This is a genomic window from Bradyrhizobium sp. Rc2d (assembly GCF_900099855.1).
Lineage (GTDB): Bacteria > Pseudomonadota > Alphaproteobacteria > Rhizobiales > Xanthobacteraceae > Bradyrhizobium.
Window position 1 is genome coordinate 50,337 of sequence record NZ_FNCU01000027.1, and the last position, 25,835, is coordinate 76,171.

Annotated in this window: 32 protein-coding genes and 1 tRNA gene; 19 read left to right on the plus strand and 14 right to left on the minus strand. The window is 65.5% G+C overall.

Going from position 1 to position 25,835, the window contains the following annotated elements; genetic code table 11:
* Positions 1-12: 12 nt before the first annotated feature.
* On the minus strand, positions 13-1,050 hold the full coding sequence (locus tag BLV07_RS28325) for a class 1 fructose-bisphosphatase (protein ID WP_091892527.1): 1,038 nt from the start codon (positions 1,048-1,050) through the stop codon (positions 13-15).
* Between the two features lie 120 nt (positions 1,051-1,170).
* On the opposite strand from BLV07_RS28325, the gene BLV07_RS28330 reads away from it, so the two are divergent.
* Positions 1,171-2,148: a LysR family transcriptional regulator gene (locus tag BLV07_RS28330; protein WP_091892529.1), complete on the plus strand. Its 978-nt coding sequence runs from the start codon at positions 1,171-1,173 to the stop codon at positions 2,146-2,148.
* 257 nt (positions 2,149-2,405) lie between these two features.
* Here the strand turns inward: BLV07_RS28330 and BLV07_RS28335 are convergent, their stop codons facing one another.
* The 5 genes from BLV07_RS28335 to BLV07_RS28360 all read right to left on the minus strand — a co-directional run bounded on the left by BLV07_RS28335 (position 2,406) and on the right by BLV07_RS28360 (position 6,513).
* Positions 2,406-2,615 (minus strand): hypothetical protein, encoded by a 210-nt coding sequence (locus BLV07_RS28335; protein WP_091892639.1) that lies wholly within the window; start codon positions 2,613-2,615, stop codon positions 2,406-2,408.
* 138 nt (positions 2,616-2,753) lie between these two features.
* Entirely contained in the window at positions 2,754-3,173 is a 420-nt protein-coding gene (locus BLV07_RS28340) for a DUF4118 domain-containing protein (RefSeq protein WP_091892531.1), read from the minus strand.
* Positions 3,174-3,311: 138 nt separating this feature from the next.
* Positions 3,312-4,505 (minus strand): MFS transporter, encoded by a 1,194-nt coding sequence (locus BLV07_RS28345; protein ID WP_091892533.1) that lies wholly within the window; start codon positions 4,503-4,505, stop codon positions 3,312-3,314.
* Between the two features lie 52 nt (positions 4,506-4,557).
* Positions 4,558-5,112, minus strand: coding sequence for a TetR/AcrR family transcriptional regulator (locus tag BLV07_RS28350; RefSeq protein WP_244551235.1), 555 nt, complete (start codon positions 5,110-5,112; stop codon positions 4,558-4,560).
* Positions 5,113-5,553: 441 nt separating this feature from the next.
* Positions 5,554-6,513, minus strand: coding sequence for an N-carbamoyl-D-amino-acid hydrolase (locus BLV07_RS28360; RefSeq protein WP_091892539.1), 960 nt, complete (start codon positions 6,511-6,513; stop codon positions 5,554-5,556).
* 234 nt (positions 6,514-6,747) lie between these two features.
* Between BLV07_RS28360 and BLV07_RS28365 the strand changes: the two genes are divergently transcribed.
* The gene (locus BLV07_RS28365) at positions 6,748-6,972 is read left to right on the plus strand and encodes a hypothetical protein (protein WP_091892541.1); all 225 of its coding nucleotides are present in this window, start codon (positions 6,748-6,750) and stop codon (positions 6,970-6,972) included.
* A gap of 218 nt (positions 6,973-7,190) precedes the next feature.
* A complete protein-coding gene (locus tag BLV07_RS28370) occupies positions 7,191-7,517 on the plus strand; it encodes a hypothetical protein (protein WP_091892543.1) in 327 nt (108 codons plus the stop codon).
* 112 nt (positions 7,518-7,629) lie between these two features.
* Here BLV07_RS28370 and BLV07_RS28375 read toward each other — a convergent pair whose 3' ends face one another.
* Together BLV07_RS28375 and BLV07_RS28380 are read right to left on the minus strand one after the other, a co-directional pair.
* Positions 7,630-7,878: a hypothetical protein gene (locus BLV07_RS28375; protein ID WP_091892545.1), complete on the minus strand. Its 249-nt coding sequence runs from the start codon at positions 7,876-7,878 to the stop codon at positions 7,630-7,632.
* Between the two features lie 311 nt (positions 7,879-8,189).
* Positions 8,190-8,266, minus strand: a tRNA-Pro gene (locus BLV07_RS28380).
* Positions 8,267-8,334: 68 nt separating this feature from the next.
* Here BLV07_RS28380 and BLV07_RS28385 point away from each other — a divergent pair.
* The 6 genes from BLV07_RS28385 to BLV07_RS28410 all read left to right on the plus strand — a co-directional run bounded on the left by BLV07_RS28385 (position 8,335) and on the right by BLV07_RS28410 (position 14,272).
* Positions 8,335-9,324 (plus strand): L-threonylcarbamoyladenylate synthase, encoded by a 990-nt coding sequence (locus BLV07_RS28385; protein ID WP_143035510.1) that lies wholly within the window; start codon positions 8,335-8,337, stop codon positions 9,322-9,324.
* A gap of 23 nt (positions 9,325-9,347) precedes the next feature.
* Positions 9,348-10,775 (plus strand): FAD-binding oxidoreductase, encoded by a 1,428-nt coding sequence (locus tag BLV07_RS28390; RefSeq protein ID WP_091892549.1) that lies wholly within the window; start codon positions 9,348-9,350, stop codon positions 10,773-10,775.
* Between the two features lie 8 nt (positions 10,776-10,783).
* Complete coding sequence (locus BLV07_RS28395) at positions 10,784-11,233, plus strand: GNAT family acetyltransferase (RefSeq protein ID WP_091892641.1); 450 nt, start codon at positions 10,784-10,786, stop codon at positions 11,231-11,233.
* A 9-nt stretch (positions 11,234-11,242) separates the two neighbouring features.
* Positions 11,243-11,824 carry an NUDIX hydrolase gene (locus tag BLV07_RS28400; RefSeq protein ID WP_091892551.1) on the plus strand — a complete coding sequence of 194 codons (582 nt, stop codon included), beginning with the start codon at positions 11,243-11,245 and terminating at the stop codon, positions 11,822-11,824.
* Positions 11,825-12,114: 290 nt separating this feature from the next.
* Entirely contained in the window at positions 12,115-13,044 is a 930-nt protein-coding gene (locus BLV07_RS28405) for a glycine reductase (protein WP_091892554.1), read from the plus strand.
* A 34-nt stretch (positions 13,045-13,078) separates the two neighbouring features.
* A complete protein-coding gene (locus BLV07_RS28410) occupies positions 13,079-14,272 on the plus strand; it encodes a CaiB/BaiF CoA transferase family protein (protein ID WP_091892556.1) in 1,194 nt (397 codons plus the stop codon).
* Between the two features lie 114 nt (positions 14,273-14,386).
* Here the strand turns inward: BLV07_RS28410 and BLV07_RS28415 are convergent, their stop codons facing one another.
* Positions 14,387-15,154, minus strand: a complete 768-nt coding sequence (locus BLV07_RS28415) for an SOS response-associated peptidase (RefSeq protein WP_091892558.1) — start codon at positions 15,152-15,154, stop codon at positions 14,387-14,389.
* Positions 15,155-15,217: 63 nt separating this feature from the next.
* Between BLV07_RS28415 and BLV07_RS28420 the strand changes: the two genes are divergently transcribed.
* The 4 genes from BLV07_RS28420 (at position 15,218) to BLV07_RS28435 (ending at position 17,241) form a co-directional block, all read left to right on the plus strand.
* A complete protein-coding gene (locus BLV07_RS28420) occupies positions 15,218-15,718 on the plus strand; it encodes a hypothetical protein (protein WP_091892560.1) in 501 nt (166 codons plus the stop codon).
* A 3-nt stretch (positions 15,719-15,721) separates the two neighbouring features.
* Positions 15,722-16,156, plus strand: a complete 435-nt coding sequence (locus tag BLV07_RS28425; protein ID WP_091892562.1) for an NUDIX hydrolase — start codon at positions 15,722-15,724, stop codon at positions 16,154-16,156.
* A gap of 205 nt (positions 16,157-16,361) precedes the next feature.
* Complete coding sequence (locus BLV07_RS28430; protein WP_091892564.1) at positions 16,362-16,739, plus strand: TIGR02301 family protein; 378 nt, start codon at positions 16,362-16,364, stop codon at positions 16,737-16,739.
* A 235-nt stretch (positions 16,740-16,974) separates the two neighbouring features.
* Entirely contained in the window at positions 16,975-17,241 is a 267-nt protein-coding gene (locus BLV07_RS28435; RefSeq protein ID WP_091892566.1) for a hypothetical protein, read from the plus strand.
* A gap of 178 nt (positions 17,242-17,419) precedes the next feature.
* Here BLV07_RS28435 and BLV07_RS28440 read toward each other — a convergent pair whose 3' ends face one another.
* The 5 genes from BLV07_RS28440 to BLV07_RS28460 all read right to left on the minus strand — a co-directional run bounded on the left by BLV07_RS28440 (position 17,420) and on the right by BLV07_RS28460 (position 21,702).
* Positions 17,420-17,740, minus strand: a complete 321-nt coding sequence (locus BLV07_RS28440; RefSeq protein WP_091892568.1) for a cupredoxin domain-containing protein — start codon at positions 17,738-17,740, stop codon at positions 17,420-17,422.
* 9 nt (positions 17,741-17,749) lie between these two features.
* The gene (locus tag BLV07_RS28445; RefSeq protein WP_091892570.1) at positions 17,750-18,283 is read right to left on the minus strand and encodes a DUF4142 domain-containing protein; all 534 of its coding nucleotides are present in this window, start codon (positions 18,281-18,283) and stop codon (positions 17,750-17,752) included.
* 91 nt (positions 18,284-18,374) lie between these two features.
* Positions 18,375-19,064, minus strand: a complete 690-nt coding sequence (locus BLV07_RS28450; protein ID WP_176945812.1) for an RNA polymerase sigma factor — start codon at positions 19,062-19,064, stop codon at positions 18,375-18,377.
* 255 nt (positions 19,065-19,319) lie between these two features.
* Complete coding sequence (locus BLV07_RS28455; RefSeq protein ID WP_091892574.1) at positions 19,320-20,183, minus strand: sulfurtransferase; 864 nt, start codon at positions 20,181-20,183, stop codon at positions 19,320-19,322.
* Between the two features lie 184 nt (positions 20,184-20,367).
* Complete coding sequence (locus BLV07_RS28460; protein WP_091892576.1) at positions 20,368-21,702, minus strand: dihydroorotase; 1,335 nt, start codon at positions 21,700-21,702, stop codon at positions 20,368-20,370.
* 96 nt (positions 21,703-21,798) lie between these two features.
* Here BLV07_RS28460 and ygfZ point away from each other — a divergent pair, with 96 nt between their 5' ends.
* The 6 genes from ygfZ (at position 21,799) to BLV07_RS28490 (ending at position 25,779) form a co-directional block, all read left to right on the plus strand.
* Positions 21,799-22,680, plus strand: coding sequence for a CAF17-like 4Fe-4S cluster assembly/insertion protein YgfZ (gene ygfZ, locus BLV07_RS28465; RefSeq protein ID WP_091892578.1), 882 nt, complete (start codon positions 21,799-21,801; stop codon positions 22,678-22,680).
* Complete coding sequence (locus BLV07_RS28470) at positions 22,677-23,303, plus strand: DNA-3-methyladenine glycosylase I (RefSeq protein ID WP_091892580.1); 627 nt, start codon at positions 22,677-22,679, stop codon at positions 23,301-23,303. Before ygfZ ends, BLV07_RS28470 begins: the two co-directional genes overlap by 4 nt.
* Positions 23,300-23,917, plus strand: a complete 618-nt coding sequence (locus BLV07_RS28475) for a YfbR-like 5'-deoxynucleotidase (RefSeq protein WP_091892582.1) — start codon at positions 23,300-23,302, stop codon at positions 23,915-23,917. Before BLV07_RS28470 ends, BLV07_RS28475 begins: the two co-directional genes overlap by 4 nt.
* Before the next feature lie 205 nt (positions 23,918-24,122).
* The gene (locus BLV07_RS28480) at positions 24,123-24,629 is read left to right on the plus strand and encodes a tyrosine phosphatase family protein (RefSeq protein WP_091892584.1); all 507 of its coding nucleotides are present in this window, start codon (positions 24,123-24,125) and stop codon (positions 24,627-24,629) included.
* Positions 24,626-24,814, plus strand: a complete 189-nt coding sequence (locus BLV07_RS28485) for a hypothetical protein (protein WP_091892586.1) — start codon at positions 24,626-24,628, stop codon at positions 24,812-24,814. Before BLV07_RS28480 ends, BLV07_RS28485 begins: the two co-directional genes overlap by 4 nt.
* Positions 24,811-25,779 (plus strand): NUDIX hydrolase, encoded by a 969-nt coding sequence (locus BLV07_RS28490; protein ID WP_091892588.1) that lies wholly within the window; start codon positions 24,811-24,813, stop codon positions 25,777-25,779. The genes BLV07_RS28485 and BLV07_RS28490 overlap by 4 nt, the downstream gene beginning before the upstream one ends.
* The last annotated feature ends 56 nt before the right edge of the window (positions 25,780-25,835 follow it).

A 25,835-nucleotide genomic window follows, 5' to 3' on the forward strand; every position in this document is an offset into this window, starting at 1 on the left:
GGGACGCCTCGCTCAGAGCCGGAAGAATCCGCGCCGCGCGAACAGCGGTGCGGAGACGCTGGCAACCAACAGGGGATCGCAATGCAATTCCTCGACCCGCCGCACCTCGTTGCTCGAACCCATGATCAGCGGCACGCGCTGGTGCAGGCTTTGCGCAGACAGCTCGAGGATGCGCTCGCGCCCGGTCGTGGCCGAGCCGCCGGCCTGCTCGATGATCATCGCCATCGGGTGCGCCTCATAGGTGAGGCGCAGGCGGCCGTCGCCATAGCCGGGGCGCGCGTCCGAGGGATAGAGGAACACACCGCCGCGGGTGAGAATGCGATAGGCCTCCGCGACCAGCGAGCCGATCCAGCGCATGTTGAAATCGTGGTTGGCGGGCCCTTCGACACCGGCGAGGCATTCGTCGATGAAGGCGCGCACCGGCGCATCCCAGTGCCGGCGATTGGACGCGTTGATCGCGAACTCCTCGCAGGCCTCGGAGATCTGCACGCCGCTGCGCGCGAGGCGGAAGCAGCCCGCCTTACGGTCAAGCGTGAAGATGTCGACGCCGTCGCCGAGCGTCAGCACCAGCGAGGTCTGCGGGCCATAGGTGACGAAGCCCGCCGCGAGCTGCGCCGAGCCGCGCTGATGGAAGGCGAGTGAGAGATCATCGGGTGCCGGCAGGATCGAGAAGATCGTGCCGACGGTCATGTTGATGTCGATGTTGGAGGAGCCGTCGAGCGGATCGATCGCGACGCAGATGCGGCCTTCGCGGTCGACGATCTGGGCCTCGCGCATCTCCTCCGACGCCAGCGCCGCGATCGGCAGCCTGCCGAGACAGCGGCGCAGGATCGCATCGGCCTGGACGTCGAGATCGCGCTGGACATCGCCGTCGCTGTTGCGGCCGGTCGTCAGGCCCGAGGCGTCGGCGAGATCGCCGGAGACGATGAGGTCGGCGATCTCGATCGCCGCTGCCGCGATGGCATCGATTGCGGCCGCCACGGCGAGCGCGTGTGGCACGGTCTCTGAGTACCGTTGAAGGTGGTCGTCCAGCCTGAGTTGCCCGGTCATCTGCGTCCATCCCCTTGCTGGCGCCGCATCCATTTCCCTCCCCCTTGGAGGGTCGATGCGGTCCGTCCCAGCACGACGAGATTGACAGGGCCGGCTTAATAAGGAAAATTTCTATTCATAATGAGCCTCAAAGAATTTTCTTATAATGTCCCTGGCCATGCGGCGACCCAGCTCCGGCATCTGACGATCCGGCAGCTGCGCTCGCTTGCGGCGCTTTCGGCCAAGGGCAGCGTGACGGCGGCCTCCAGCCATCTCGGGCTGACCCAGCCGGCCGTGACCCAGCAGCTCCGCCAGCTTCAGGACCTCGCCGGCCTGCCGCTGGTGCAGCGGACCGGTGACGGCATGCTGCTGACGGAGGCTGGCAAGGAGGTGCTGGCGCTGGCCGAACGGGTCGAGGCCGCGATCATGGACTGCCAGGGCTCGCTCGACCTGCTGGCGGGGCGGACCGGCGGCACGGTGCAACTCGGTGCGGTCTCGACCGCAAAATATTTCGTGCCGCACGCGATCGCGGCATTCTCGAAGCGCTATCCCAAGATCGAGATCAAGCTCACCATCGGCAACCGCGAGGAGATCCGCGAGGCCATGCACGGCTACGACCTCGATTTCGCCGTGATGGGTCGGCCACCGGCCGACGTCACGGTCGACGTCCGCCAGCTCGGGCGCAATCCGCATATCATCGTCGCGCGCAAGGGACATTGGCTGGAGAAGGATTCCGGCCTCAACCTGACCGATCTCGTGCACGAGACCTTCCTCACCCGCGAGCCGGGCTCGGGTACGCGGACGCTGATGGAAGGCATGTTCCAGAAGTCGGATCTCGAGCCGATCATCGGCATGGAGATGAGCAGCAACGAGACCATCAAGCAGGCGGTGATCGCCGGGCTCGGCATCGCCTTCATCTCGGCGCACACCGTGGCGCATGAGCTCGCCGAGGGCCGACTCATCGTGCTCGACGTCGCCGGCCTGCCGATCGTCCGGCAATGGTACGTGATCCGCCGCAGCGACAAGGTGCTGCTGCCGCCGGCGCAGGCGATGTTCGATTTTCTGGGTTCGGAAGGCTCGAACTATCTGCCCGAGGTGCCCGAACTCGGCGGGCGATAGGCAGCCGAAGCTCAGCTCATCAGCTTCATGGCGATCGTCGCGATCAGAACCACGATGATCTGGAGCAGGCGCTCCGTCGTGAAGATGCGGTTGAAGGTGATCATCGCTTGCCCCGGCCGACGTGAAGAATCTCGTTGAGCCGTTGCTAGCACAGGCGCGTGCCGAGACAACTCCGAAATCGCCCCGTGGTGTCCCGTGCACGATCCGGCGATCGCAGCTTCGGCAAGATGGACCAAGGCCGCGCCGATGGTTAACAATCAGGCCGCGAGTGGGGCGGCGTAATCCGCGCGTGCCGCGAAATAGGCTTCCAGCTCCGACAGCGCCCGCGCTTCCCAATCCCTCGCCTGCTCCAGCAGCGACCAGCTCTGGCCCGGACGGAATGCAGCGGTCTGGCGATAGAGCGATGCGATGCCGCGGTAGCGGCGCACGTTCTCCAAGATGGCGTGACCGGTTATTTGGCCGTTCATGTCCGAAAACTCCCTCGTCATTCCCGCGGGAGAAACTGCGGCCAAATCTTTTTCGAAAAGTTAGCGGCGCGCGGCAAGCTCGCGGATGGTTGCCGAACTGTTGCGCGCGCGCAACGCGCACGGTCGTGCACGGCCGACTTATTGCGGATTCGTTGCCGCGCTCTCGCCCGGGCGCTTCAGCCCGCCGCGGTTGACGATCGCCATCGTCTCGCGGCAGAGATCGGCGAGGCCGATCAGCAGCACGGCCAGCAGGCAGAACAGGTTGATGGAATCGGTGTTCGCGCTGGTCAGCGAATTGAACTCGAAGAAGGGCGGCATGAACGCCCACCACACCAGCGGAACGGTCAGCAGCGTGGCGAGGGTCGCCGCCGGCACGCCTGCGACAAGCCCGAGCGCGAAAAGGCCGGGCAGGAACGCCGCGAAATAGAGTTTTGCGCCAAGCGCGACACAAATCCCCTGAAGCACCGCCGACATCCCGACGACCACGAATCCGAGCAGAAACGCCTGCCACGACCATGGCCGTACCTGCGGTACGCCAAACAGCCCCGTACGCCTCATCAGCCTCCCCCTGCCGCCTGTTAACCAGGTCCGCTTCCGACCAAAGTACTACAGCGGCGGCCGGACCGCGAGCCGGAAATTGCGGCCTCGCGGGGTTGGTAAACGGGCCGTATCGCACAATTCCGGCCATGCCGGCGGCTACTCGGTCGCCGCATAGAGCAAGCCGGCCACCGGCAGGGCAAGGCCAATGGCCGATGCCATCGTCCAGCCGCCTTGCGCGAAGGCGAAGGCCCCGAGCGCGGAGCCGGCGGCGCCAGCGGCGAAGAACGTCGCCATGTAGAGGCCATTGAGGCGGCTGCGGTGCTCGTGCCCGAGCAGGAAAATGGCGCGGAAGCCCAGCACCACATTGCCCTGCACGCCGATGTCGATCGCGATCGCGGCCACTACCAGGCAGGCGAGGCTCAGCAGCGATCCGGCCGCGCCGACATGCGTGATCAGGAAGCCGAGGGCCGCGAGCAGCATCGCGACCAGCGTCGCGATTCGGCTATGGCCGCGATCGGCGAGCCGTCCTGCGATCGGCGCCGCGAACACGCCGGCGACGCCAGCGAGCGCGAACAGCGCGATGCCGCGTTGGGTGAAGCCGAACGCGTTCGCGAGCTGGAGCGGCGCCACCGTCCAGAACAGCGTGAAGCAGCCGAACAGGCTCGCCTGGTAGAGCGCGCGACGGCGCAGCAGCGGCGTCGTGCGCACCAGCTGCGGCATCGACAGCAGCAACGCGCCATAATGCATCCGCGCGACCGGCTTGCGCGTCGGCAGCGTCACCCAGAGCGCGGCTGCGAGCACGATCATCAGCGCGGCCGAGCCGAAGAACACCGCATGCCACGATAGCGCCGCCGTGACGAAGCTCGACACCGGGCGCGCCAGCATGATGCCGAGCATCAGGCCGGTCGAGACGTTGCCGACGACGCGGCCGCGGATGGCCTCGGGCGCCAGATGCGCGGCATAGGGAATGATGATCTGCACCGCGACCGAGCCGAGCCCGATGAACAGCGCGGCGATCAGGAATGGCAGTGCGTGGGTCGCGAGCGCCGCGGCAAGCAGTGCCGCCGCCCCAAGCGCGATGACCGAGCAGATCAGCGAGCGGTTCTCGACGAGGTCGCCGAGCGGTACGATGAAGAGAAGCCCCACGCCATAGCCGATCTGCGTCATGGTGACGATCAGCCCGGCGGCGGCATGCGACAGGCCGAGCGCAGCGCTGATCGGCGCGATCAGCGGCTGGGCATAATAGATGTTGGCGGCGACCATGCCACAGGCCGCGGCAAGCACGAAGGTCAGGCGCTGCGACACCGCATCCGGCGCCGGCGCGGTCTCGATCGTGGCATTCATCGTCATTCGCATAGACTCCAGAAATAGGGAATGACTATTCCCTATTATGACAAAAAATTCAGGCGAGCAGTTTCATCGCGACGGCGACCAGGCGCATCCCGTCGAGCGGCAGGCGCGCCTTGCCGATGACGCGCATGCCTTGCGTGATGCAGATCATCAGCCGCGCCGTGTCGTCGGCGGCGACATGGCGGGGAATCGAGCCATCGGCCTGCCCCTTGCGAATGAGGCCGGCGATAAAGCTTTCGTTTGTCTTGAGCTGCGCATTGACGCGGGCGCCGACCACCGGATCGAGCGCGGACAATTCGATCGCGCTGCCGACGACCAGGCAGCCGCGCCGCCCCTCGGTGCCCTGGGAATGCTCGACATAGGACAGCAACACGTTGCGGATTTGCTCGCGGCCGTTTGCGCCGCGCGCCGCAGCGCTGCGCGTCTGCTCCTGGCGCAGCGTGGTGTAGCGTTCGAAGGCGGCTAGGAACACGGCATGCTTGTCGCGAAACGCCTTGTAGACGCTCCCCGTGGCCAGCCGCATCGCCGCGGTGAGGTCGCCGATCGAGGTGGCATGATAACCGCGCTCGCGAAACACGCGCACGGCCCTGTCGAGCGCGGTGTCCATGTCGAACCCCCGGGGGCGGCCGGGAGGACGGGCGGCAGGCTGAGATCGGCGGGCGGCATTTTGCATCGCGGAATGATAGGAAATGATTGTTTCCGAATAAAGACACTTGGTTGTGAATGGAGGGGCGGCGGAGGGGCGCACGGACAAGCAGACCACCACGCTCGTGTCCCGGATGGCGGCACGGAATGCTCGGAGACATGGGCCCCGGCTCTGCAGCGCATCGCTGAAGGGCGCTGCGCTGCGTCCGGGGCACGAGAGAAGAGTGAGGCATGCTCTCTCAACGTCGTCATTGCGAGCGCAGCGAAGCAATCCAGAATCCCTCCGCGGCAAGACTCTGGATTGCTTCGTCGCAAGGGCTCCTCGCAATGACGGAGTATGGAGCATCGGCTCCGCCAGGACGACATCGGAAAAGCAGCGTCGCAAGGTAAGGCACGAGGCCAATCACGCCCTCGGCGGCACCGGCGTCCCATCCGCCATGGTGGCCACGCCCTTCCGCTCCACGATCATCCCATAGGCGCGTGGCTGGCGGTGAACGTCGAAATTGAACGTCGTCCGCTTGTAGGAATTGCAGAGATCGAGATCGCAGCGGGCGATCGCGATCTCGTCGCCGTTCGTCGTGCAACTCGCAACGATCTCGCCCGAGGGCGCGATGATGCAGCTGCCGCCGATGTGCTCCACGCCCTCCTCGATGCCGGCCTTGGCGACGCCGACCACGAAGGTGCCGTTCTGATAGGCGCCGGCCTGCATCACCAGATGGTTGTGAAACAGCGAGAGATGGTCGTGCTCCGGTGCGGGCGGATTGTGCACTGGCGTGTTGTAGCCGATCAGCACCATCTCGACGCCCTGCAGGCCCATCACGCGGTAGGTCTCGCTCCAGCGGCGGTCGTTGCAGATCGCCATGCCCATCACGCCGCCGAAGGCGCTGGTCACATCAAAACCTGCGCCGGGCTCGAAATAGCGCTTCTCCAGATGCTGGAATTTGCGCCACGGCTCGTGCTCGGCATGGCCCGGCAAGTGCACCTTGCGATATTTCAAGACGATCGCGCCGCTTCTGTCGACCAGGACGGAGGTGTTGTAGCGCCTGGCGATCCCGGCCTCGACCGTCAGCTCGGCATAGCCGAGATAGAACCCGATGCCGAGCTCGCGCGCGAGGTCGAACAGGCCTCGCGTCTCCGCCCCCGGCATTTCGCGCTCGAAGAATTTGTCGATTTCGGCCTGATCCTCAAAATACCAGCGCGGAAAGAACGTGGTTAGCGCGAGCTCGGGATACACGATCAGGTCGCAGCCGTCTGCGTGCGCCCGGTGCATCACGGCCATCAACCGCGCCACGACCTCGGTCCTCGTCTCGCTTTTCGCGATCGGGCCAAGCTGACCGGCCGCAACATTCACAAATCTCGCCACGCGTCTTTCCTTTGTTCGCTTTGCGGTTCGCCGATACCGCGGAAACGCCCTCGACTTCGCGGGTAGGAATCAAATTCTGTGCCTGCAGGTCTCATCATGCGATTGTGCGCCAAAACGAGGGAACTTCGTTGCCAATCTGCAACGGTTCCCCACCGTCTGAAGCCGGACAAAAGAAACTCCCATTCCGGCCACGAACCGCTCTCACAACGCCGTGAGACCAGCAGGGGAAATACGATGCGTGCACAGCGCGTTTGGAAAGTGAATGGGGCCGCCAGCATCGGGCAGCTCCAGTCGAGACTGGACGAGCTGAACAAGCGGCTCGGCCAACTCGAAAGCCAGCATCCCGAGAGCTGGAAGATCGAAGAGCTGAGATCGAGCGCGCTCAGCCTGTCGCGCGAGATCGACGACATCCGCTGCGCGGAGGCGACGGCCGCCCTGAGTGAGCTGCTGCGCAAGTAATCAGGGCAAGTCATCAGGCCTTTCGCGATTCGCGTGTGCCGCAAGGAACCAACCTCGCGCACCACCATTTCCATGCTGAACATGGAGCAAGACCATGACCAGGCATCTGTCGCGGGCCCATCTCGCGCGCGGCGTCACCGGCGCGATTTCCACGCTGGTGCTGTGCGCGACGGCGGCATTCACCATCGCGCGCCACTTCGCGCCGTGAGGGATTTCGCATGACGTCCGACCCCGAGGAGTCGGTGAGGCTGCAAGGCTATGGCGAGATGACGTTGCGCACCGCGATCGCGACGCTGATGGCGCTCGCGCCGCGCGACCGATCCGACGCCGCCATCTTCCGCGTCCGCGACGGCTCGCGCTTGGCCACGCGCGAGATCACCGACCTCGCCTCGGAATGGGGCATGACGCCGCTGGCCGACGTCAGGTCGCCAAGTCTCGTCCCGGCCCCGCACTGGCCCGACATCGTCCGCGGCATGGTGCGCGAAGCGCCGCTGCCGTCGCTGATGCTGGCGTTTTTGGTCGGCGTGCTGGTGACGCGGCGGTGATCTCGCTGTGCCTTGCGGCCCAGGCCGTTGCCGTGGGCGACGCGGGCCAAACAGCCGAAACAGGCGGCCGGTCAACCAGCCCAACGCATGGCGGACGGCCAGAACACCGACGTCACGCCGCCGCGCGGCCCGATTTCGCGCGTTGCTCCAGCGCGTTTATCGTCGACACGAGATTCTCACGTCGCGCGCGAAGGTTCATCGCGAGCAACGGATAGGACGGGTCCTTCACGTCAAACACCCCGGCCTTGGCCTCTTCTTCGAGGATGTCGGAATTCATGAGCTGAACGCGCCACCACAGATCCGCAATCAGCGCACTGAGCCGAAGCTCTCCGGTAGAGCCGAAACGGGACACTTCTTTCATTGTTTTGCCTCAACCTGAAACAGTCCCTCCGCTAGGGGCTGCCTTTGGTCCTGACTGAGCAAACAGAGTGCCAGGGCTGCGGGCGGGTCGGATGCGCCACCGTGCACGACCTCGCGACCTGGGCAGGATCGACCGCAATCGGCGTGGACGGAAAACGCCTTGATCCGCGCGAGCCATGCCACACGCACAGACGTCCCTGCTCGGGCCAAATCGGCCGTGGACCCGCCCCGAAAATCGTTGCAAAAAGGCGCTCCCGAGGCGCCGGCGGCCGGTTCGCCAAGCCTCTGGGAATACGTCGACTTTTGGAAGAATGGTCGGAGTGGCAGGATTCGAACCTGCGACCCCTGCGTCCCGAACGCAGTGCTCTACCGGGCTGAGCCACACTCCGACAAGAAGGCGGCTTATAGCGTCGGGTTTGGCGCACCGCAAGCGGCCGAGTTGAGGAATTTTATCCCTGTGAAAACGGGTCTTGAAACGCTGATTTTACCGGCCGGAGAGGCCGCGGCCGCGGCCGCAGCCCGGGCGCTCGCGGCCGGCGGGCTGGTCGCGTTTCCGACCGAGACGGTCTATGGGCTCGGGGCGGATGCCGCCAATGCCGCCGCGATCGCCCATCTCTACGCCGCCAAGGGGCGGCCCGCGTTCAATCCGTTGATCGCCCATGTCGCGGACGTTGCCGCCGCGCGGCGGATCGGCCGGTTCGATGCACGCGCCCTGAAGCTCGCGGAGGCGTTCTGGCCGGGGCCGCTGACGCTGGTGGTGCCGAAGACGGACGACTGCCCGGTGGCCGATCTCGCCACCGCCGGCCTCGACACGGTCGCGATCCGCATTCCCGCCCATCCCGTGGCCCAGGCGATCCTGCGCGCTTTTGGCGGGGCGGTGGTGGCACCATCCGCAAACATCTCCGGCCATGTCTCGCCGACGCTGGCCGCCCATGTCGAAAGCGACCTTGCGGGGCGGATCGACCTGATCGTCGACGGCGGGCCCGTCGAGGTCGGCGTCGAATCGACGATCGTCGGCTGCTTCGAGACATTGATGCTGCTCCGCCCCGGCGGGCTGTCGCGTGAGCGAATCGAGGCGGTGCTCGGCGCGCCCTTGGCGCGGCCGCCCGCGGAGGCCGAGAGCGAGGACAGCCAGCCGCTGGCGCCGGGCATGCTGGCCTCGCATTACGCGCCGCGCGCGGCCGTGCGGCTCAATGCGCGCGAGGTCGCGCCGGGCGAAGCGCTGCTGGCCTTCGGCCCGGCACGTCCGCCTGGCCTTGATGCCGCCGCCGCTGTCATGAATTTGTCGCCCGCCGGTGATCTCGATGAAGCCGCGGCCAATCTGTTCGGCTATCTTCGCGCCCTCGATGCCAGAGGGCCACGCGCGATCGCCGTGATGACGATCCCCGAAGAAGGACTCGGCGAAGCGATCAACGACCGGCTGCGTCGGGCTGCGGTTGCGCGATAAGAAGCTTGAGAAGAGACAACACCATGAACGTCAATAAGTCCGCCACCCTGCCGCTTGCGCCCGAGTTGATCGAACAATTTCGCAAGATCGTCGGCGAGCGCCACGCGATCACCGATACCGCCGACATCGAGGCTTACGTCACCGAGGAGCGCAACCTCTTCCACGGCCGCTCGCCGCTGGTGCTGCGTCCGGGCTCGACGGCTGAAGTCTCGGAGATCTGCAAGCTCGCCTCCGCGCACAGGATCGCGTTGGTGCCGCAGGGCGGCAACACCGGGCTCGTCGGCGGGCAGACGCCGCACAATGGCGAAGTGGTGGTGTCGCTGCGCCGGCTCGATAAGATCCGCGAGGTCGACACCGCCTCCAACACCATGACTTGCGAGGCCGGCGTCGTGCTGCAAATCGCGCAGCAGAAGGCGGCGGAGGTCGACCGGCTGTTTCCGCTGTCATTGGGTGCCGAAGGCAGCTGCACCATCGGCGGCAATCTCTCGACCAACGCCGGCGGCACCGCCGCGCTCGCCTATGGCGTCGCGCGCGAGATGGCGCTGGGGTTGGAAGTGGTGCTGGCCGACGGGCGCGTGCTGAACGTGCTGTCGAAGCTGAAGAAGGACAACACCGGCTACAATCTGCACAACCTCTTCATCGGCGCCGAAGGCACGCTCGGCATCATCACGGCGGCGACTTTAAAACTATTTCCGAAGCCGCGGGCAATCGAGACCGCCTTCGTCGGGCTGAAGTCGCCGGCGGCGGCGCTCAAACTGCTCACGATCGCGCAATGCGAGGCCGCCAATGCGCTGACGAGTTTCGAGCTGTTGTCGCAGATGGCGGTCGATTTCTCGATCCGCCACGGTATCGACGTGCGCGATCCGCTCGCAGAAAAGCATCCCTGGTACGTGCTGATGGAATTGTCCTCTCCGAGCGAGGATGCGCGCACGCCGCTGGAGACGATCCTGACCCGCGCCATGGAAGAGGAGATCGTCGACAACGCCGTGATCGCGGCCAACCTCACCCAGCGCGCCGGCTTCTGGAAGCTGCGCGACGAGATGTCCGCGGCACAGAAGCCGGAAGGCGGCTCGATCAAGCACGACATTTCCGTGCCCGTGGCCGCCGTGCCCGCCTTCATCGCCGAGGCCGATGCCGCCGTGGTGAAGCTGATCCCAGGGGCGCGGCCGGTGCCGTTTGGCCATCTCGGCGACGGCAATCTGCACTACAATGTCAGCCAGCCGGTCGGCGCCAACAGTGCGGACTTCCTCGCCCGCTGGCACGAGATGAACGCGGTGGTCTTCGAGATCGTGCTGCGCATGGGTGGCTCGATCTCGGCCGAGCACGGCATCGGCGTGCTCAAGCGCGACGAGCTGCCCGAGGTGAAGGACAAGACCGCGATCGAGCTGATGCGGTCCATCAAGGCGATGCTCGATCCGCTGGGAATCATGAATCCGGGGAAGGTGCTGTGAGAGCGTCGATCCCGCCTGCTCCGCTCGCGATCGCCGCCATCACGGATTCCGACATCGAGCCCGTCGTCGCGCTGTGGCAGCGCTGCGGCCTGACCCGTCCCTGGAACGATCCGCATGCCGACATCGCGCTGGCGCGGCGGCGCGACAACTCGACGGTCCTGCTCGGCCGCGACAATGGCGCGATCGTCGCCACAATCATGGTCGGCCATGACGGCCATCGCGGCTGGGTCTATTACGTCGCGGTCGACCCCGATAGCCAGAAGCGCGGTTACGGCCGCGTCATCATGGCAGCCGCCGAGGACTGGCTGCGGGCGGCCGGAATTCTGAAGCTCCAGCTCCTGGTCCGGCGCGAAAACGCGCAGGCCAATGCGTTCTACCAATCTCTCGGCTACGAGGAATCCACCTCGGTGATGTTCCAGAAGTGGCTCGACGGCCGCGCGACGATTCCAAGCAACTGAGATCGAGCCATGACCATTTCCGACCGTGTCCGCATCAAGGACGTCCGCGTGCTCTCGGACAACTGGACCCCGCTGAAGAACACCACGTTCGAGTACCGGCGCGCCAATGGCGAGTGGCAGACGCAGCACCGGGAAACCTATGAGCGCGACAACGCCGCCGCCGTGCTGCCCTACAACCGCGCCCGGCGCACGGTGATCCTGGTGCGCCAGTTCCGTCTGCCCGCCTATATTCGCGGCTACGACGATCTGCTGATCGAAGCGGCCGCCGGCGTGCTGGACGATGCCGCCCCCGAGGTGCGCATCCGCGCCGAGGCCGAGGAGGAAACCGGTTATCGCCTGCACGACGTCCACAAGGTGTTCGAGGCCTTCATGAGCCCCGGCGCCATCACCGAGAAACTGCATTTCTTCATCGCCGAATATGAGCCGGAGATGCGGGTCAGCGACGGCGGCGGCCTCGAACACGAGGGCGAGGACATCGAGGTGCTGGAGCTTTCCATCGACGAGGCGCTGGCGATGATCGCAGACGGCCGCATCATCGATGCCAAGGCGATCATGCTGCTTCAGTATGTGGCACTGCATGTGTTCAGGTAGGTGACGCTCTTCACCCTCCCCTGGAGGGGGAGGGTCGATCGCGCGCAGCGCGAGCGGGGTGGGGTGATCTTTCCACTCGGGCACTGTTGGATGTGGAGAGACCGTCACCCCACCCCGTCTCACATTTCGCTACGCTCCATGTGAGCCGACCCTCCCCCTCCAGGGGAGGGTAAGAGTCCGCGCCGCATCATCCTCATCTGCAATTCTGACCTGCGCCACCCCACTCCCCGTTGAGCAACTCGAAAACTATCTCTAGTCTGGCCTCCAACCAAGAACCAGGAGACGCGCCCATGTCCGCTCCGCGCGACGACGAATTTGGCTTTGCGCCCGACTACGATTCGCCCGTGCCCTACATGCAGCGCACGCGCGACTATTACGCGGCGATCGGCTACACCACGCCGTATCGCTGGGCGCATTACACGGAGGCACCGTTCCAGCCGCTGAAGAAGCCATTGGCGCAGTCGCGCGTGACGATCATCACGACAGCGGCGCCGTTCGATCCGGCCAAGGGCGATCAGGGACCGGGCGCCGCATATAATGGCAGCGCGAAATTCTACCAGGTCTATGATGGCGACACGTCGAAAGAGCACGACCTTCGCATCTCGCACATCGGCTACGACCGCAAGCACACCAGCGCGACCGACAGCGGCACCTGGTTTCCGCTGCCGCAACTCCTGAAGGCCAGCGCCGCAGGACGGATCGGCGAGGTCGCGCCGCGCTTCTTCGGCGCCCCGACCAACCGCAGCCATCGGGTCACGCTGGATACCGACGCGCCGGAGATCCTGGCGCGCTGCCTTGCCGACAAGGTCGACATCGCCGTGCTGGTGCCGAACTGCCCGGTCTGCCACCAGACCACCGCGCTGGTCGCGCGGCACCTGGAGCGGAACGGCATTCCGACCGTGATCATGGGTTGCGCCAAGGACATCGTCGAGCACGCCGCCGTGCCGCGCTTCCTGTTCTCCGATTTCCCGCTCGGCAATTCCGCCGGCAAGCCACATGATGTCGGCTCGCAGGCGCAGACACTCGAGCTCGCGCTAAGACTGCTGGAGACCGCGAGCGGCCCGCAGACGACGATGCAATCGCCGCTGCGCTGGAGCGAGGATACCTCCTGGAAGCTCGACTACAACAACGTGGCGCAGCTTTCGCCGGAAGAGCTGGCGCGCCGCCGCGCCGAATTCGACAAGCAGAAGGAGATCGCGCGCGGCAACCGCGCCGCCTGACGTCCTCCGATAACGAAGAAAAAGGGAGAGAGACGTGACGCGACCGTTCGAGGGCGTGAAGATCCTGGACTTCACGCAAGTGCTGGCCGGTCCCTATGCGAGCTATCAGCTCGCGCTGCTAGGAGCCGACGTCATCAAGGTCGAGCGGCGCGAGGGCGAGGACATGCGCCGCACGCCGCTCAGCCGCGAATGGGCCGAGCGCGGGCTGGCGCCGGCATTCCAGGCCATCAACGGCAACAAGCGGAGCCTGACGATCGATCTGCAGAAGCCGGAGGCGATCGCGATCGTGAAGAAGCTCGCAGAGACCGTCGACGTGGTCATGGAGAACTTCCGCCCCGGCGTGATGGACAAGCTCGGCATCGGTTACGAGGCGCTGTCGGCGATCAATCCGAAGCTGATCTATTGCGCCGTATCAGGCTTCGGCCAGACCGGCCCGGACCGCTTGCGGCCCGGCTATGACGGCAAGATGCAGGCGCTGTCGGGCATCATGGCGATCACGGGCCATCCCGAGACCGGACCGACGCGCGCGGGCTTTGCGGTGTGCGACGTGCTGTCGGGCGCGACCGCTGCATTTGGTGTGTCGAGCGCACTGTATCAGCGCGACCGCACCGGCAAGGGCCAGCTCATCGACGTCTCCATGCTGGAGGCGACGATGGCGTTTCTGTCTGGGCAGATCGCGGATTGGTCGGTCGCGGGCCATCGCCAGCAGCTTTCGGGCAATCAGGCGGTGAGCCGCAGGACCACGGCCAACCTGTTCAAATGCGGCGACGGCCACATCCTGCTCGCGGTCAACAACGAGAAGCAGTACCGCGCGCTGATGAGCACACTCGGCTGCGAGGATACGCTGACTGATCCGCGCTTTGCCGACTGGTTCTCCCGCAACGAGAACGAGGGCGCGCTCCGCGCCATCATCGAGGAAGCGCTGGCGGCCAAGCCGGCGCGCGAATGGGAGACGATCCTGGAAGACGCCGGCGCGCCCTGCGCCAGCATCTGGAAGGTCGAGGAGGTGATCGACCACCCGCAGATCAAGGCGCGCGGCGCGATCCAGGAGCTGGACACGCCCTACGGCCGCCTGCGCTTTGCCGGCAGCGGGTTCAAGCTCGCCCATGGCGGCGGCAAGCTGGATCGCATGGCACCGGAGCTTGGGGCGGATACGGATGCGGTGCTCGGCGAACTCGGGTTCGATGCGGCGGAGATCGCAGCGCTGCGGGCAAGGGAGATTGTATGAAACACCGCTGCCGTAGGGTGGGCAAAGGCGCACCGCGCCGTGCCCACCACTTATCCGCTTGCTCGGCGCGCAATGGTGGGCACGCTTCGCTTTGCCCACCCTACGGCACCGCAGCTAGAACAACGAGCCCTGCCCGTCATCCGCCGCCGGGCTAGCAGCAACCTTCGGCACCGCCTTCCTGGGCTTCACCGCCTCGGCCGCCGCCTCCATCCCCTCCGCACTGATCGGCAGCAGCAACTGCTCGTCGTCATTGGCGACGCGGTTGACGCGGGTGGAGACGGGGTGCCAGGCGAACTCGCCAATGCGCGGGGCGGCCATCAGCGGCAGGATCGCGTCGATTTCGTCGCTGCGGCAGTCGAGCCAGCGCTCGAAATCGCGCGGGCTGATGGTGATGGGCACGCGGTCATGCAACGCGGCGAGGTCTTCGCCTGCGGCCGCCGTGACGATCGCGACGGTGTCGAGTTCCTCGCCGTTCGGCCCGACCCATGTCTCGAACAATGCGGCAAAGCCGAGCGGCGCGCCGTCGGCGCCATGGATGAAAAAGGGCTGCTTGCGGCCACCCTCCGCCTTCCACTCGTAATAGCCGTCCGCTGGGATCAGGCCGCGCCGGCGGCGAACCGCCTTTTTGAAGGCGGGCTTCTCCAGCGCCGTCTCGGAGCGGGCGTTGATCAGGAGCGTAAATCCGCGGGGGTCCTTGACCCAGCCCGGCACGAGGCCCCAACGCATCAGACGGAAATGGCGTGCGCCGTTCTCGATCAGCACGACCGGAATCGGCTGCGTCGGGGCGACGTTGTACCGGGGCGGGAAATTCGGCTGCTCGACATAGCCGAACAGTTGCCTCAAAGCCGCGGGGGCCGAAGTTATGACGAAGCGTCCACACATCCTAGGGCGTCTATATAGGGTCCGTTCAGGTCCTTTTAACCCCGAACGTTAACACTGCGGCCGATGAGCTCAACGGTCTCCCAACCCGCGCGGACGCATGTACAGACGGGCCCCGAGGCCGCCGCCTGGGCCGAGCGACTGCGCGTTGCCAACATCAACCCGCGGACCGGGCTTGCCACCGACTATCTCAACCATTTCAATGAAGCCGTGATGCTGCTGGAAATGGTCCTCGACATGCCGGAATGCGCGGAAGATTTTCTGACCTGGACGCCGCTGTCCTATGCCGAGCATTTCACGGCGTCGAATTTCAGGGCGCGCGACCTCGCCATCGAGGCCTATGAGAAGGCCGATCCCAACGTGCGCGCCCAGTTCGACCACATCACGGATACTATGACCTCGATCCTGACCGCAGTCGGCTCGGCCATGCGCGCGGTCGAGAAGGACACGACGCGCGTCCGGCTCGCCGAGCAGGCCACGGCCTGGGTCAAGCCGCTGATCGCGGCCTGCGGCGGCATCATCAATGGCGGCGCCGAAGCCGACATCGACACCATCATGGCGAACTGAGCCGTGGTTTCGGCGGTCCAGCCTGCTCACCCCCAGATTGCGGTCAGTGCCGCGATTTTTCGCGACGGCAAGGTGCTTCTGACCCGCCGCGCCCGCTCGCCCGCAAAAGGGTTCTATTCGCTGCCCGGCGGCCGGGTCGAGTTCGGCGAATCGCTGCATCAGGCCGTGGTGCGCGAGGTCGATGAGGAGACCGGGCTCGCCATCGACATCATTGGCCTCGCCGGCTGGCGCGAGGTGCTGCCGGCCGCAGCCGGAGCCGGTCATTACCTGATCATGTCCTTTGCCGCCCGCTGGGTGGCCAACGAACCCGTTCTGAACGACGAGCTCGACGATTACCGCTGGATCGCCCCGGACGCCGTCGCTGGCCTCGGCGACCTCAAGCTGACCGGGGGACTGGAGGAGGTCATCCAGTCGGCGCGGCGTCTGATTGGGGCTTAGAGCGAGCCGCGAGTTCCGCTGCACCTCTCCCGCTTGCGGGAGAGGTCGACGCGCGAGAGCGCGGCGGGTGAGGGTTTTCTCCTCTTGGGGATTCTCGCCCGCGGAAGCACCCTCTCCCCACCCCTCCCCCGCAAGCGGGGGAGGGAGCGCACCGCTCCCGTGGCTCGCCTTGCGTCCATGGAGCGAAGGGGGCATACACCCGGCGATGTCCACGCGATTTCTGGCCATTTTCGCCCTGATTCTCGCCTGCGCCTCCGCGCCCACGAGGGCCCAGGAGGGGGCAGCGCCGTTTGACGGCGATTTGCAGCGGCTGGCGGAGATTCTCGGCGGGCTGCACTATCTGCGCGGCATTTGCGGGTCCAACGAGGGCAACAAATGGCGCAACGAGATGCAGGCGCTGATCGATGCCGAAACCCCCTCCGGCGAGCGCCGCACCCGCATGATCGCCGGCTTCAACCGCGGCTATAACGGCTTCCAGCAGACCTACCGGAGCTGCACGCCGGCGGCGACGGTGGCGATCCGCCGCTACATCGAGGAAGGCTCGAAGATCTCGCGCGATCTCACGGCGCGCTACGCGAACTGAGTTCTCTTCACTGGTCATTCCGGGGCGCGCAGCGCGAACTACGATGCGCAATTGCGCATCGTAGTTCGCGACTTCGTCGCGCCCCGGAACGACGGCGCCGCTGGAACCCTGTCATCGATTTTGTTCACAGCCGTTAACCGTTCTTAAAGATGTGGCCTAGCGGTCGTTAACGCCCGTGCTACACCTCTCGCACAGCGCATCGCCGTGGATCGCGCCCCAGCCCTGATCGAGTTTCATGAGCCAGCCGATTTCCTACGCCCCCGCCCGCGCGCCACTGCCCGATCACGAGCAGAAGCAGGCCGCACTGAGCTATCTCAATGAGGCATGGGCCGAAGCGCGCCATGAAGGTGTCGACGGCGACTGCCTGGCGCAGGCGAGCTTGTTCGCGGCCTTTGCCGAACTCGTTGGTACCTACGGCGAGGACGCGGTGGCGAAATTCGTCGAGGGCTTTCCTGGCCGCATCCGCAACGGCGAATTCTCGGTCAGCCTCTCCAGGCAATAACCGTTTTCGAAAAATGACCCCGCCACGGGACGGGGCCAGTTCACGGATGAATGACTTTGCCAAGTGCTCGCGAAGTCTGCCGCGATTTATCGCATGGAAGCGATTGAACGCGGACAAGCATTAGTCTGGCGATGACCGGGAGACGTTCCCGATGCGATCGGGAATGCACGCCCAGGCATCAGGGCTCGACTTTCAGAGTCGCCTTCATATTGGGATGATAGCGACAGTAGTAATCGACCGTTCCCGCTTTCTTCACAACGAACGTCGCCGACTTCTTCGGCAGCAGAGGGACGTCAAAATCGCCGTTGGTCGCAGTGGCGGTGTGGGCGAAGATGTCCTTGTTGATCCACTCAACGGTGTCACCGACCTTGGCCGAGATTTCGGCCGGCGAGATCACGAGATTGTCCATCGTGATTTGAATGGTCGCCGCACGCGCCGGGACGATCATTGACAGGAACATGACCGCAAGCGCGATCGAAGCGAGGCGTCCCGGCTTCATCGCACCCTCCTATTTCAGCTCGGCCGCGACGTGCTCGGCGTGCTGCTGATGACCCTGGAAGATCTTCAGGCCGGTCTGCAACAGGCTCTTCAGCTCGTTATTGCTCGCGGACGGAATGAGCTGGGTCTCCAACGCGCTATTGACCGCCTTGTGGTAGGCGACTTCGTTCTGGACATAGGCCTTGTCGAAGGCGGCGCCGCTCAGCTTGTCGAGCTCAGCCATCTTGTCGCTCGCCTGCTTCGACAGCGCCCGGCTGGTGTCGTTATCTTCAGGCGTGACGTTCAGCTTCTTGACCAGCGCGAGCGCCTGCTTGTTGACGGCCTCGTGGTCGCGCAGCATGTCCTCGGCGAAGGCCTTGACGTCCTTGTTCTTGGCTTTCTTCTGCGCCTGCTTGGCCGCGTTGATGTCGATCACGCCCGCGGTGTAGGCAATATGGGCGATCTGCGGATCGGTGGGCTTGTCGGCTGCGCGAGCGCCCTGCAGCAGCGCAGGACTCGACAGCAGGACGGCTGCGGCGATCGCCGCGCTCGATCGGAAGAACATGGCTTGATACTCCTGTGGTGCCGGACGTTTGGGCCGGCGCGTTGCTTCACAGGAGTTGGATGGGTATTTCGCGCAAACGTTCCCGAAAACTTTAGCTGCCGAAGCCGAGCCGCTTCAGCACTGCTTCAGTCAAGCGCTCACATCGCCACCCGGCGAACGGGAACGCATCCATCACCACCGGGCCGATCTCCTTCTCGACGTTCTCGCGCAGCATAGTGCGGGCGCGGTGCAGCCGCGTCTTCACGGTCTCGGGCTTGACGGCGAGCAGATCGGCGGTCTCCTCGATACTCATGCCTTCCATGACCCGGGCGACGAACACCATGCGGAAGACATCCGGCAACTCGTCGATTGCGCGTTCGACGACGCGCTGGATTTCACGTTGGGCCATGGTCCTTTCCGGATCGCCTGCGGGAGAAACGGGAAACTTGATGATCTGCGCGTCGAGCGCGGCATCTGGTATCGCGCCAAGTTCGACATCGGGCTTTCGGCTGCGCACCCGGCCGAGCGCCTCGTTGATGGCGATGCGCGACAGCCAGGTCGACAACCCGGCCTCGCCCCGGAAGCCGTCGAGATGGGTGAAGGCCCGGACATAGGTTTCCTGCACCACGTCCTCGGCTTCGCTGTCGCTGCGCAGGATTCCGCGCGCGAGGCGATAGAGCCTGCGGTTGTTGGCCTGCATGATCTCGCGCAAGGCGGCTTCGTCTCGGCCCCGCGCTCGGTCGATCAGCTCGGCTTCCAATGTCCTGACGCCGGCGGACAGGCCGGCTGCGGTCCGTTGCATGGCTGTTACCTGCTTGTTTCGCCTCGTTCCGGACATTGGATGCATGCCTAAACGAAAGGTTCCCAACATTCTTACTTGCCGCTCTCTTACCCTCCCCTGGAGGGGGAGGGTCGCTTCGCATGGAGCAAAGCGCAATGCGAAGCGGGGTGGGGTGATCTCTCCAAACGGGCACCGCCAATGGCGAGAGACTGTCACCCCACCCCGCTCGCGCTGCGCGCGACCGACCCTCCCCCTCCAGGGGAGGGTAAGTAAGCCCTAATCCGTCTCGATCGGCAGCGCCGGATCCCGCGCCCACTCGCCCATGGAGGCGTCGTAGAGCGTCAGCTGATCATAGCCGAGCTGCGTCAGCATGAGCAGGTCGATCGTCGCCGAGATGCCACCGCCGCAATACAGGATCACATTCTTGTCGCGCGTAACGCCTTGGGCCGCGAATTTGGCCTCGGCATCGGCCAGTGTCGTCAGCGTTTTGTCGGCATTGGTGAGCGACGCCGCTGGGACGTTGACGCTGCCCGGCACACGGCCGGGCCGGCCGTAGCGGCTCGGCTCGAGACCCTGATGAAATTGCGGACCGAGCGCGTTGACGATAACGGTCGCCGGATCGCCGATCCGGGCCTTCACGACGTCTTTGTCGACGAAATAGCCTGGGCGCGGCGCGGCCTTGAACGTCGCGGCCGGATAGCCCCTCGGCGCACCTCTCTCGACCGGCCGCCCCTCGTCCTTCCATTTGTCGAAACCACCATCGAGCACGCGCGCAGCGACGCCGAGCGAGCGCAGCATCCACCAGAACCGCGTCGACCACATCATCGTGCCGATGCTGTAGAGCACGATGGTCTTGGATGCATCGAGGCCATGCCGGCCGAAGGCAGCCTCCAGCTGGGCCACATCGGGCATCATGAAAAACTGTTGGGCGGAGGTATCGGAAAACTCGCCCTGCAGGTCGAGGAAATCGGCACCGGGGATGTGGCCGGCCGCAAACGTCTTGTCGCCGGGCACCGCACGATACGGCACGTCGCTGCCCGGCGGCACCGGCTCGTTGTAGGTCGTGCAGTCGTAGAGGCGAAGGTCGGGATCGCCGAGCATGCCTGCGAGTTGCTCGGTGGTGATGAGGGGTTGAGTCATAGAATGCTCTCCCATGCTTCCTCAATGTCGTCCCGGCGAAGGCCGGGATCCATACCGCGTGATCTATCGGTGGACGGAGGTATTCGGACCGAGGGAAGGCCCAGCAACGACTAGTCTTCGCCAAACGTCTCCCTGTGGTTATGGGTCCCGGCCTTCGCCTGGACGACATCGAGTGTGGAGCGGCCTACGCCTTCAGCGTCTCCAGAAACCGCACCGGCTCGCCTTGCGAGGCCGTCACCAGCTCGCCCTGCCACATCACGCGGCGGCCGCGGATGAAGGTGCCTACGGGCCATCCGGTGACGCGGACGCCGTCATAGGGGGTCCAGCCGGCTTTGGATGCGACCCATTTGTTGGTGATGGTCTCGCTGCGCTTCAGGTCGACGATGGTGAAGTCGGCGTCGTAACCGGCGGCGATGCGGCCCTTGCAGGCCATGTTGTAGACGCGCGCGGGGCCGGCGCTGGTGAGATCGACGAACCGTGCCAGTGACAGCCGGCCGGCATTGACGTGATCGAGCATGATCGGCACCAGCGTCTGCACGCCGGTCATGCCGGAGGGCGAGGCCGGATAGGTCTTCTGCTTCTCGTCCAGCGCATGCGGGGCGTGGTCGGAGCCGAGCACGTCGATGATGCCCTGCTCGATGCCACGCCAGATTCCGGCGCGATGTTCGGCGCCGCGCACCGGCGGATTCATCTGCGCCAGCGTGCCGAGCCGCTCGTAGCATTCGGGCGCGGCCAGCGTGAGATGATGCGGCGTTGCTTCGCAGGAGGCGACGTCCTTGTGGTCGCGCAGGAACTCGATCTCTTCCTTGGTCGAGATGTGCAGCACATGGATGCGCTTGCCCGTCTCATGCGCGAGCTTGACTAGGCGCTGCGTCGCCATCAACGCCGCGGTCTCGTCGCGCCAGACCGGATGCGAGCGCGCATCGCCCTCGATGCGCAGCGATTTGCGGTCGTTGAGGCGGTACTCGTCCTCCGCATGGAAGGCGGCGCGGCGGCGGATGACCTGGAAGATGCGGCGGAGGCTCTCGTCGTCCTCCACCAGCAGCGCGCCGGTGGACGAGCCAATGAACACCTTGACGCCGGCGCAGCCCGGCGCGCGCTCCAGCACCGGCAGATCCTGCACATTCTCGCGGGTGCCGCCGATGAAGAAGGCGAAATCGCAATGCATGCGGTGACGAGCGCGTTTCACCTTATCGGTGAATTCGGCTTCCGTCACTGTGAGGGGCGAGGTGTTCGGCATCTCGAACACGGCGGTGACGCCGCCCATCACGGCGCTGCGCGAGCCGGTCTCGAGGTCTTCCTTGTGCGTCAGCCCGGGCTCGCGGAAATGCACCTGCGTGTCCATCACGCCGGGCAGGATGTGCAGGCCCTTGCAGTCGATCACCTCCGCGGCGCTGGCTTGCGACAGCGTGCCGATCTCGGCGATGCGGCCACCCGTGATGCCGATATCGCGCAGGCCCTCGCCGTCCTGGTTGACCACGGTGCCGCCTTTGAGGATCACGTCGAAACGCTGGGTCATGGGACCTCTCTCATCCCCAAGCGCAGGGCTCGAGGTCTTGTCGTTTTTGCCTTGCGGGCTTACGTTCCGGAGCAACATGTCGCAAGAGATTTTCGCATGAAATCAGCGTTTCTTCCCGACCGGGGCGTGATCAAGGTCGCGGGCGAGGATGCGCGCAACTTCCTCAACGGCCTCGTCACCACCGATGTCGACAGGCTCAAGCCGGGCCTGGGGCGATTCGGCGCGCTGCTGACGCCGCAGGGCAAGATCATCGTCGATTTCCTGATCACGGAGGTGCCCGCCGGCCATGGCGGCGGGTTCCTGATCGATTGTCCGAAAGCGCTGGCCGAGGGCCTCGCTACCAAGCTGAAATTCTACAAGCTGCGCGCCAAAGTCACGGTGGAAAACCTCTCGGATGCTCTGGGCGTGCTTGCGGCCTGGGACGGCCAGCCTGCCGCCCAGCCCGACCTCGGCTTCGCCGATCCGCGCCACAATGAGCTCGGCTATCGCATCCTGATCCCCGAGGATCTCAAGCAGAAGCTGTCCGATCTCATCGGCGCCGAGCTGGTCGATGCCGCCGAATACGAGGCCCACCGCATCGCGGTCGGCGTGCCGCGCGGCGGGCTGGATTTCATGTACAGCGATGCGTTCCCGCACGAGACCAACATGGACCGGCTTGCCGGCGTCGATTTCGACAAGGGCTGCTATGTCGGCCAGGAGGTCGTCTCGCGCATGCAGCATCGCGGCACCGCGCGCACCCGCAGCGTCAAGGTGCTGCTCGAGGGACCCTCGCCCGAGATTGGTGCCACCATTCTCGCCGGCGACAAGCCGGTCGGCACCATCGGCTCGACCGCCGGCGGCAAGGGCATCGCGCTGGTGCGCGTCGACCGCGTCGCCGATGCGCTCGATGCGGGCCAGCCGCTCACCGCGGGCGGCCTTGCGCTGACACTCGCCGAACCCGACATCGTCCGCATTCCATCGAAGCAACCCATCGCATGAGCCGCTCCCCTCGCCTGCATCCCGACGGCCTGACACGCTGCCCTTGGCCCGGCGAAGATCCGCTCTATGTCGCCTATCACGATACCGAATGGGGTGTGCCTGAATATGACGACCGCGCACTCTACGAAAAGCTGATCCTCGACGGCTTCCAGGCCGGCCTCTCCTGGATCACGATCCTGCGCAAGCGCGACAATTTCCGCAAAGCCTTCGACGATTTCCAGCCGGAGAAGATCGCGCGCTACAGCGACAAGAAGGTGCACGCGCTGATGAACGATGCCGGCATCGTGCGCAACAAGGCCAAGATCGACGGCACGATCCTGAGCGCAAAATCGTATCTGGAGATCATGGAGAAGGGACCGGGCTTCTCGAAGCTGTTGTGGGACTTCATGGACGGCCGCCCCAAGGTCAACAATTTCAAGACCACCGCGAGCGTACCCGCCTCGACGCCGTTGTCGGTGCAGATCTCCAAGGAGCTGTCCTCGCGCGGCTTCAAGTTCGTCGGCCCGACCATCGTCTATGCCTTCATGCAGGCGACCGGCATGGTCAACGACCATCTGGTCGACTGCCATTGTCATGCGACCTGCGGCAAGACGCAGCGCAAGCCGCGCCTCAAGGCCAAATGACAGCCGAGAAGAAGACCGCGCGCGATGCGCAGTCCCGCGCCTGGCAGCGCATGCTGTCGGGCCGGCGGCTGGATTTGCTCGATCCGTCGCCGCTCGACGTCGAGATCGCCGACATCGCGCATGGCCTCGCACGGGTCGCCCGCTGGAACGGCCAGACCATCGGCACCCACATCTTCTCGGTCGCGCAGCATACGTTGCTGGTGGAGACCGTCATGCGGCACGAGATGCCGCGCGTCGACCAGCGCGTGCGACTCGCAGCCCTGCTGCATGACGCACCCGAATATGTCATCGGCGACATGATCTCGCCGTTCAAGGCCGTGCTCGAGGGCCATTACAAGGCAGTCGAGAAACGCCTGCTTGGCGCCATCCACGTCCGCTTCGGGCTGCCGCCCGTGCTGCCGGAGGAGATCACGCAGGCCATCAAGGCCGCCGATCGCGGCGCCGCTTATCTGGAGGCGACCGAGCTTGCCGGTTTCAGCGAGAGCGAGGCGAGGCGCCTGTTCGGCAAGGATCCCGGCCTACCCGACAGCGTCCGGCGCGACTATCTCACGCCCTGGACCGCGGCGCGGGCCGAGAAGCAGTTCCTGGAGCGGTTTGGCGCGGTGATTGCGTAGGGCAGTGGTGCCTCGATCTCTGCTGTCGTCCCGGCGCAGGCCGGGACCCATACTCCGGGAAGGGGTTTTGCGAAGACTGGGAGTTGCCACCGCCTCAGTCACGCCGGCCGGTGGTTATGGGTCCCGGCCTGCGCCGGGACGACGATGTGGGATGCTTTGCCCACCCTACGGCCGCTCGCTATAATCAGCGGCAAAAAGGTCCGCCATGATCCACGTCTGTTCCCTCGCCGCGCTTCCCGAAACCGTCCGCCTCACCGGCGCCAGCCATGTGCTGACGGTGATGGCCAATGTCGAGCAGGTGGCGCGTCCCGTGTCCGTGCTGCCGGCCAACCATCTCAAGGTGTCGATGGACGACATCACCGAGGAGATGGACGGCTTCGTCGCACCGTCGGAGACGCATATCGAGCAAGTGTTGAATTTCGTGCGCGGCTGGGACCGCAGCGCGCCGCTGGTGGTGCATTGCTACGCCGGCATCAGCCGCTCCACCGCCAGCGCGTTTGCAGCGGTATGCGCGCTCAATCCGAACCGCGACGAGATCGAGATCGCCAGGAAGATCCGCGCGGCCTCGCCGATCGCCTCGCCGAACCGGCGCATCGTCGGCCTTGCCGATCGTGCATTGGGACGCAATGGCCGCATGCTGCGCGCGCTCGACGAAATGGGCCCGGGCGCGATGATGGTCGAGGGCCGCCCCTTCGTGATCGAGCTCGAATGACAGCTGCGCGCGACAATGCAGGTGTTGCCGTCATGGCCGGGCATAGCCGTCTGAAGGACGGCGTCGCTTCGCTCGCCTATGTCCCGGCCATCCACGAACTTTCCAGCTGTACAAAGAACGTGGATGCCCGGGACAAGCCCGGGCATGACGAGTTTGCGGGAACACCCGCGATCATCATCGCATGAATGACAAGCTGCTGACGCCAATCGAGATTGGCCTGACCGCCGCGATCGTCGCGATCGAGGACCACGAGCCGCAGATCCTCACCGCACGCGGCGGTGACGGGCTTGCCGGCCTGCCGTTCGGGCCGTTCGATGCGCTCGCCCATCGCACCTTCGAGATCGGCCTACGCGCCTGGGTCGAGCAACAGGCGGGCCTGCGGCTCGGCTATGTCGAGCAGCTCTACACGTTCGGCGACCGCGGCCGTCATGCCGAAGCCGGCGACACCGGCGCGCATATGGTGTCGATCGGCTATCTGGCGCTGACGCGCGCCGTCGACGGCGAGCTCGCCGCGACCGGCGCGAGCTTCGAGCCATGGTATCGCTTCTTCCCCTGGGAAGACTGGCGCGAGCGGCCGCCAGAGATCATCGCCCGCGACATCATCCCGGCGCTGATGAAATGGACCGAGGAGGAGACGCCGGAGACCACGCGCGCGCTGCCGCGGAGGGATCGCGTGCGGTTCTATTTCGGTCTCGACGGTGCGCCGTGGGACGAGGAGCGCGTGCTCGACCGCTATGAGCTCCTGTACGAGGCCGGGTTGATCGAGGAGGCCCGGCGCGACGGCAGGCCTGCGGCATTAGCGCGCAAGTCGCTTCCCGCGCTCGGGACCTCGATGCGGTTCGATCACCGGCGCATCCTCGCCACAGCCATCGCGCGGCTGCGTGCGAAACTGAAGTATCGTCCTGTGGTCTTTGAACTTTTGCCCGCCGAGTTCACACTCACGGAATTGCAGCATACGGTGGAGGCCATCTCCGGCCGGCACCTGCACAAGCAGAATTTCCGACGCCTCGTCGAAACGGAAGCCCTGGTCGAACCGACCGGCGCGATGTCGACACAGACCGGCGGACGCCCGGCGGCGCTCTATCGCTTCCGCCGCGACGTGCTCCAGGAGCGGCCCGCGCCGGGCTTGCGCGTACGCTCCCGGCGCTGAGCATGGTCCGGAAAAGTGCGTAAGCGGTTTTCCGAGCAAGGTCATGCTCGAAACCA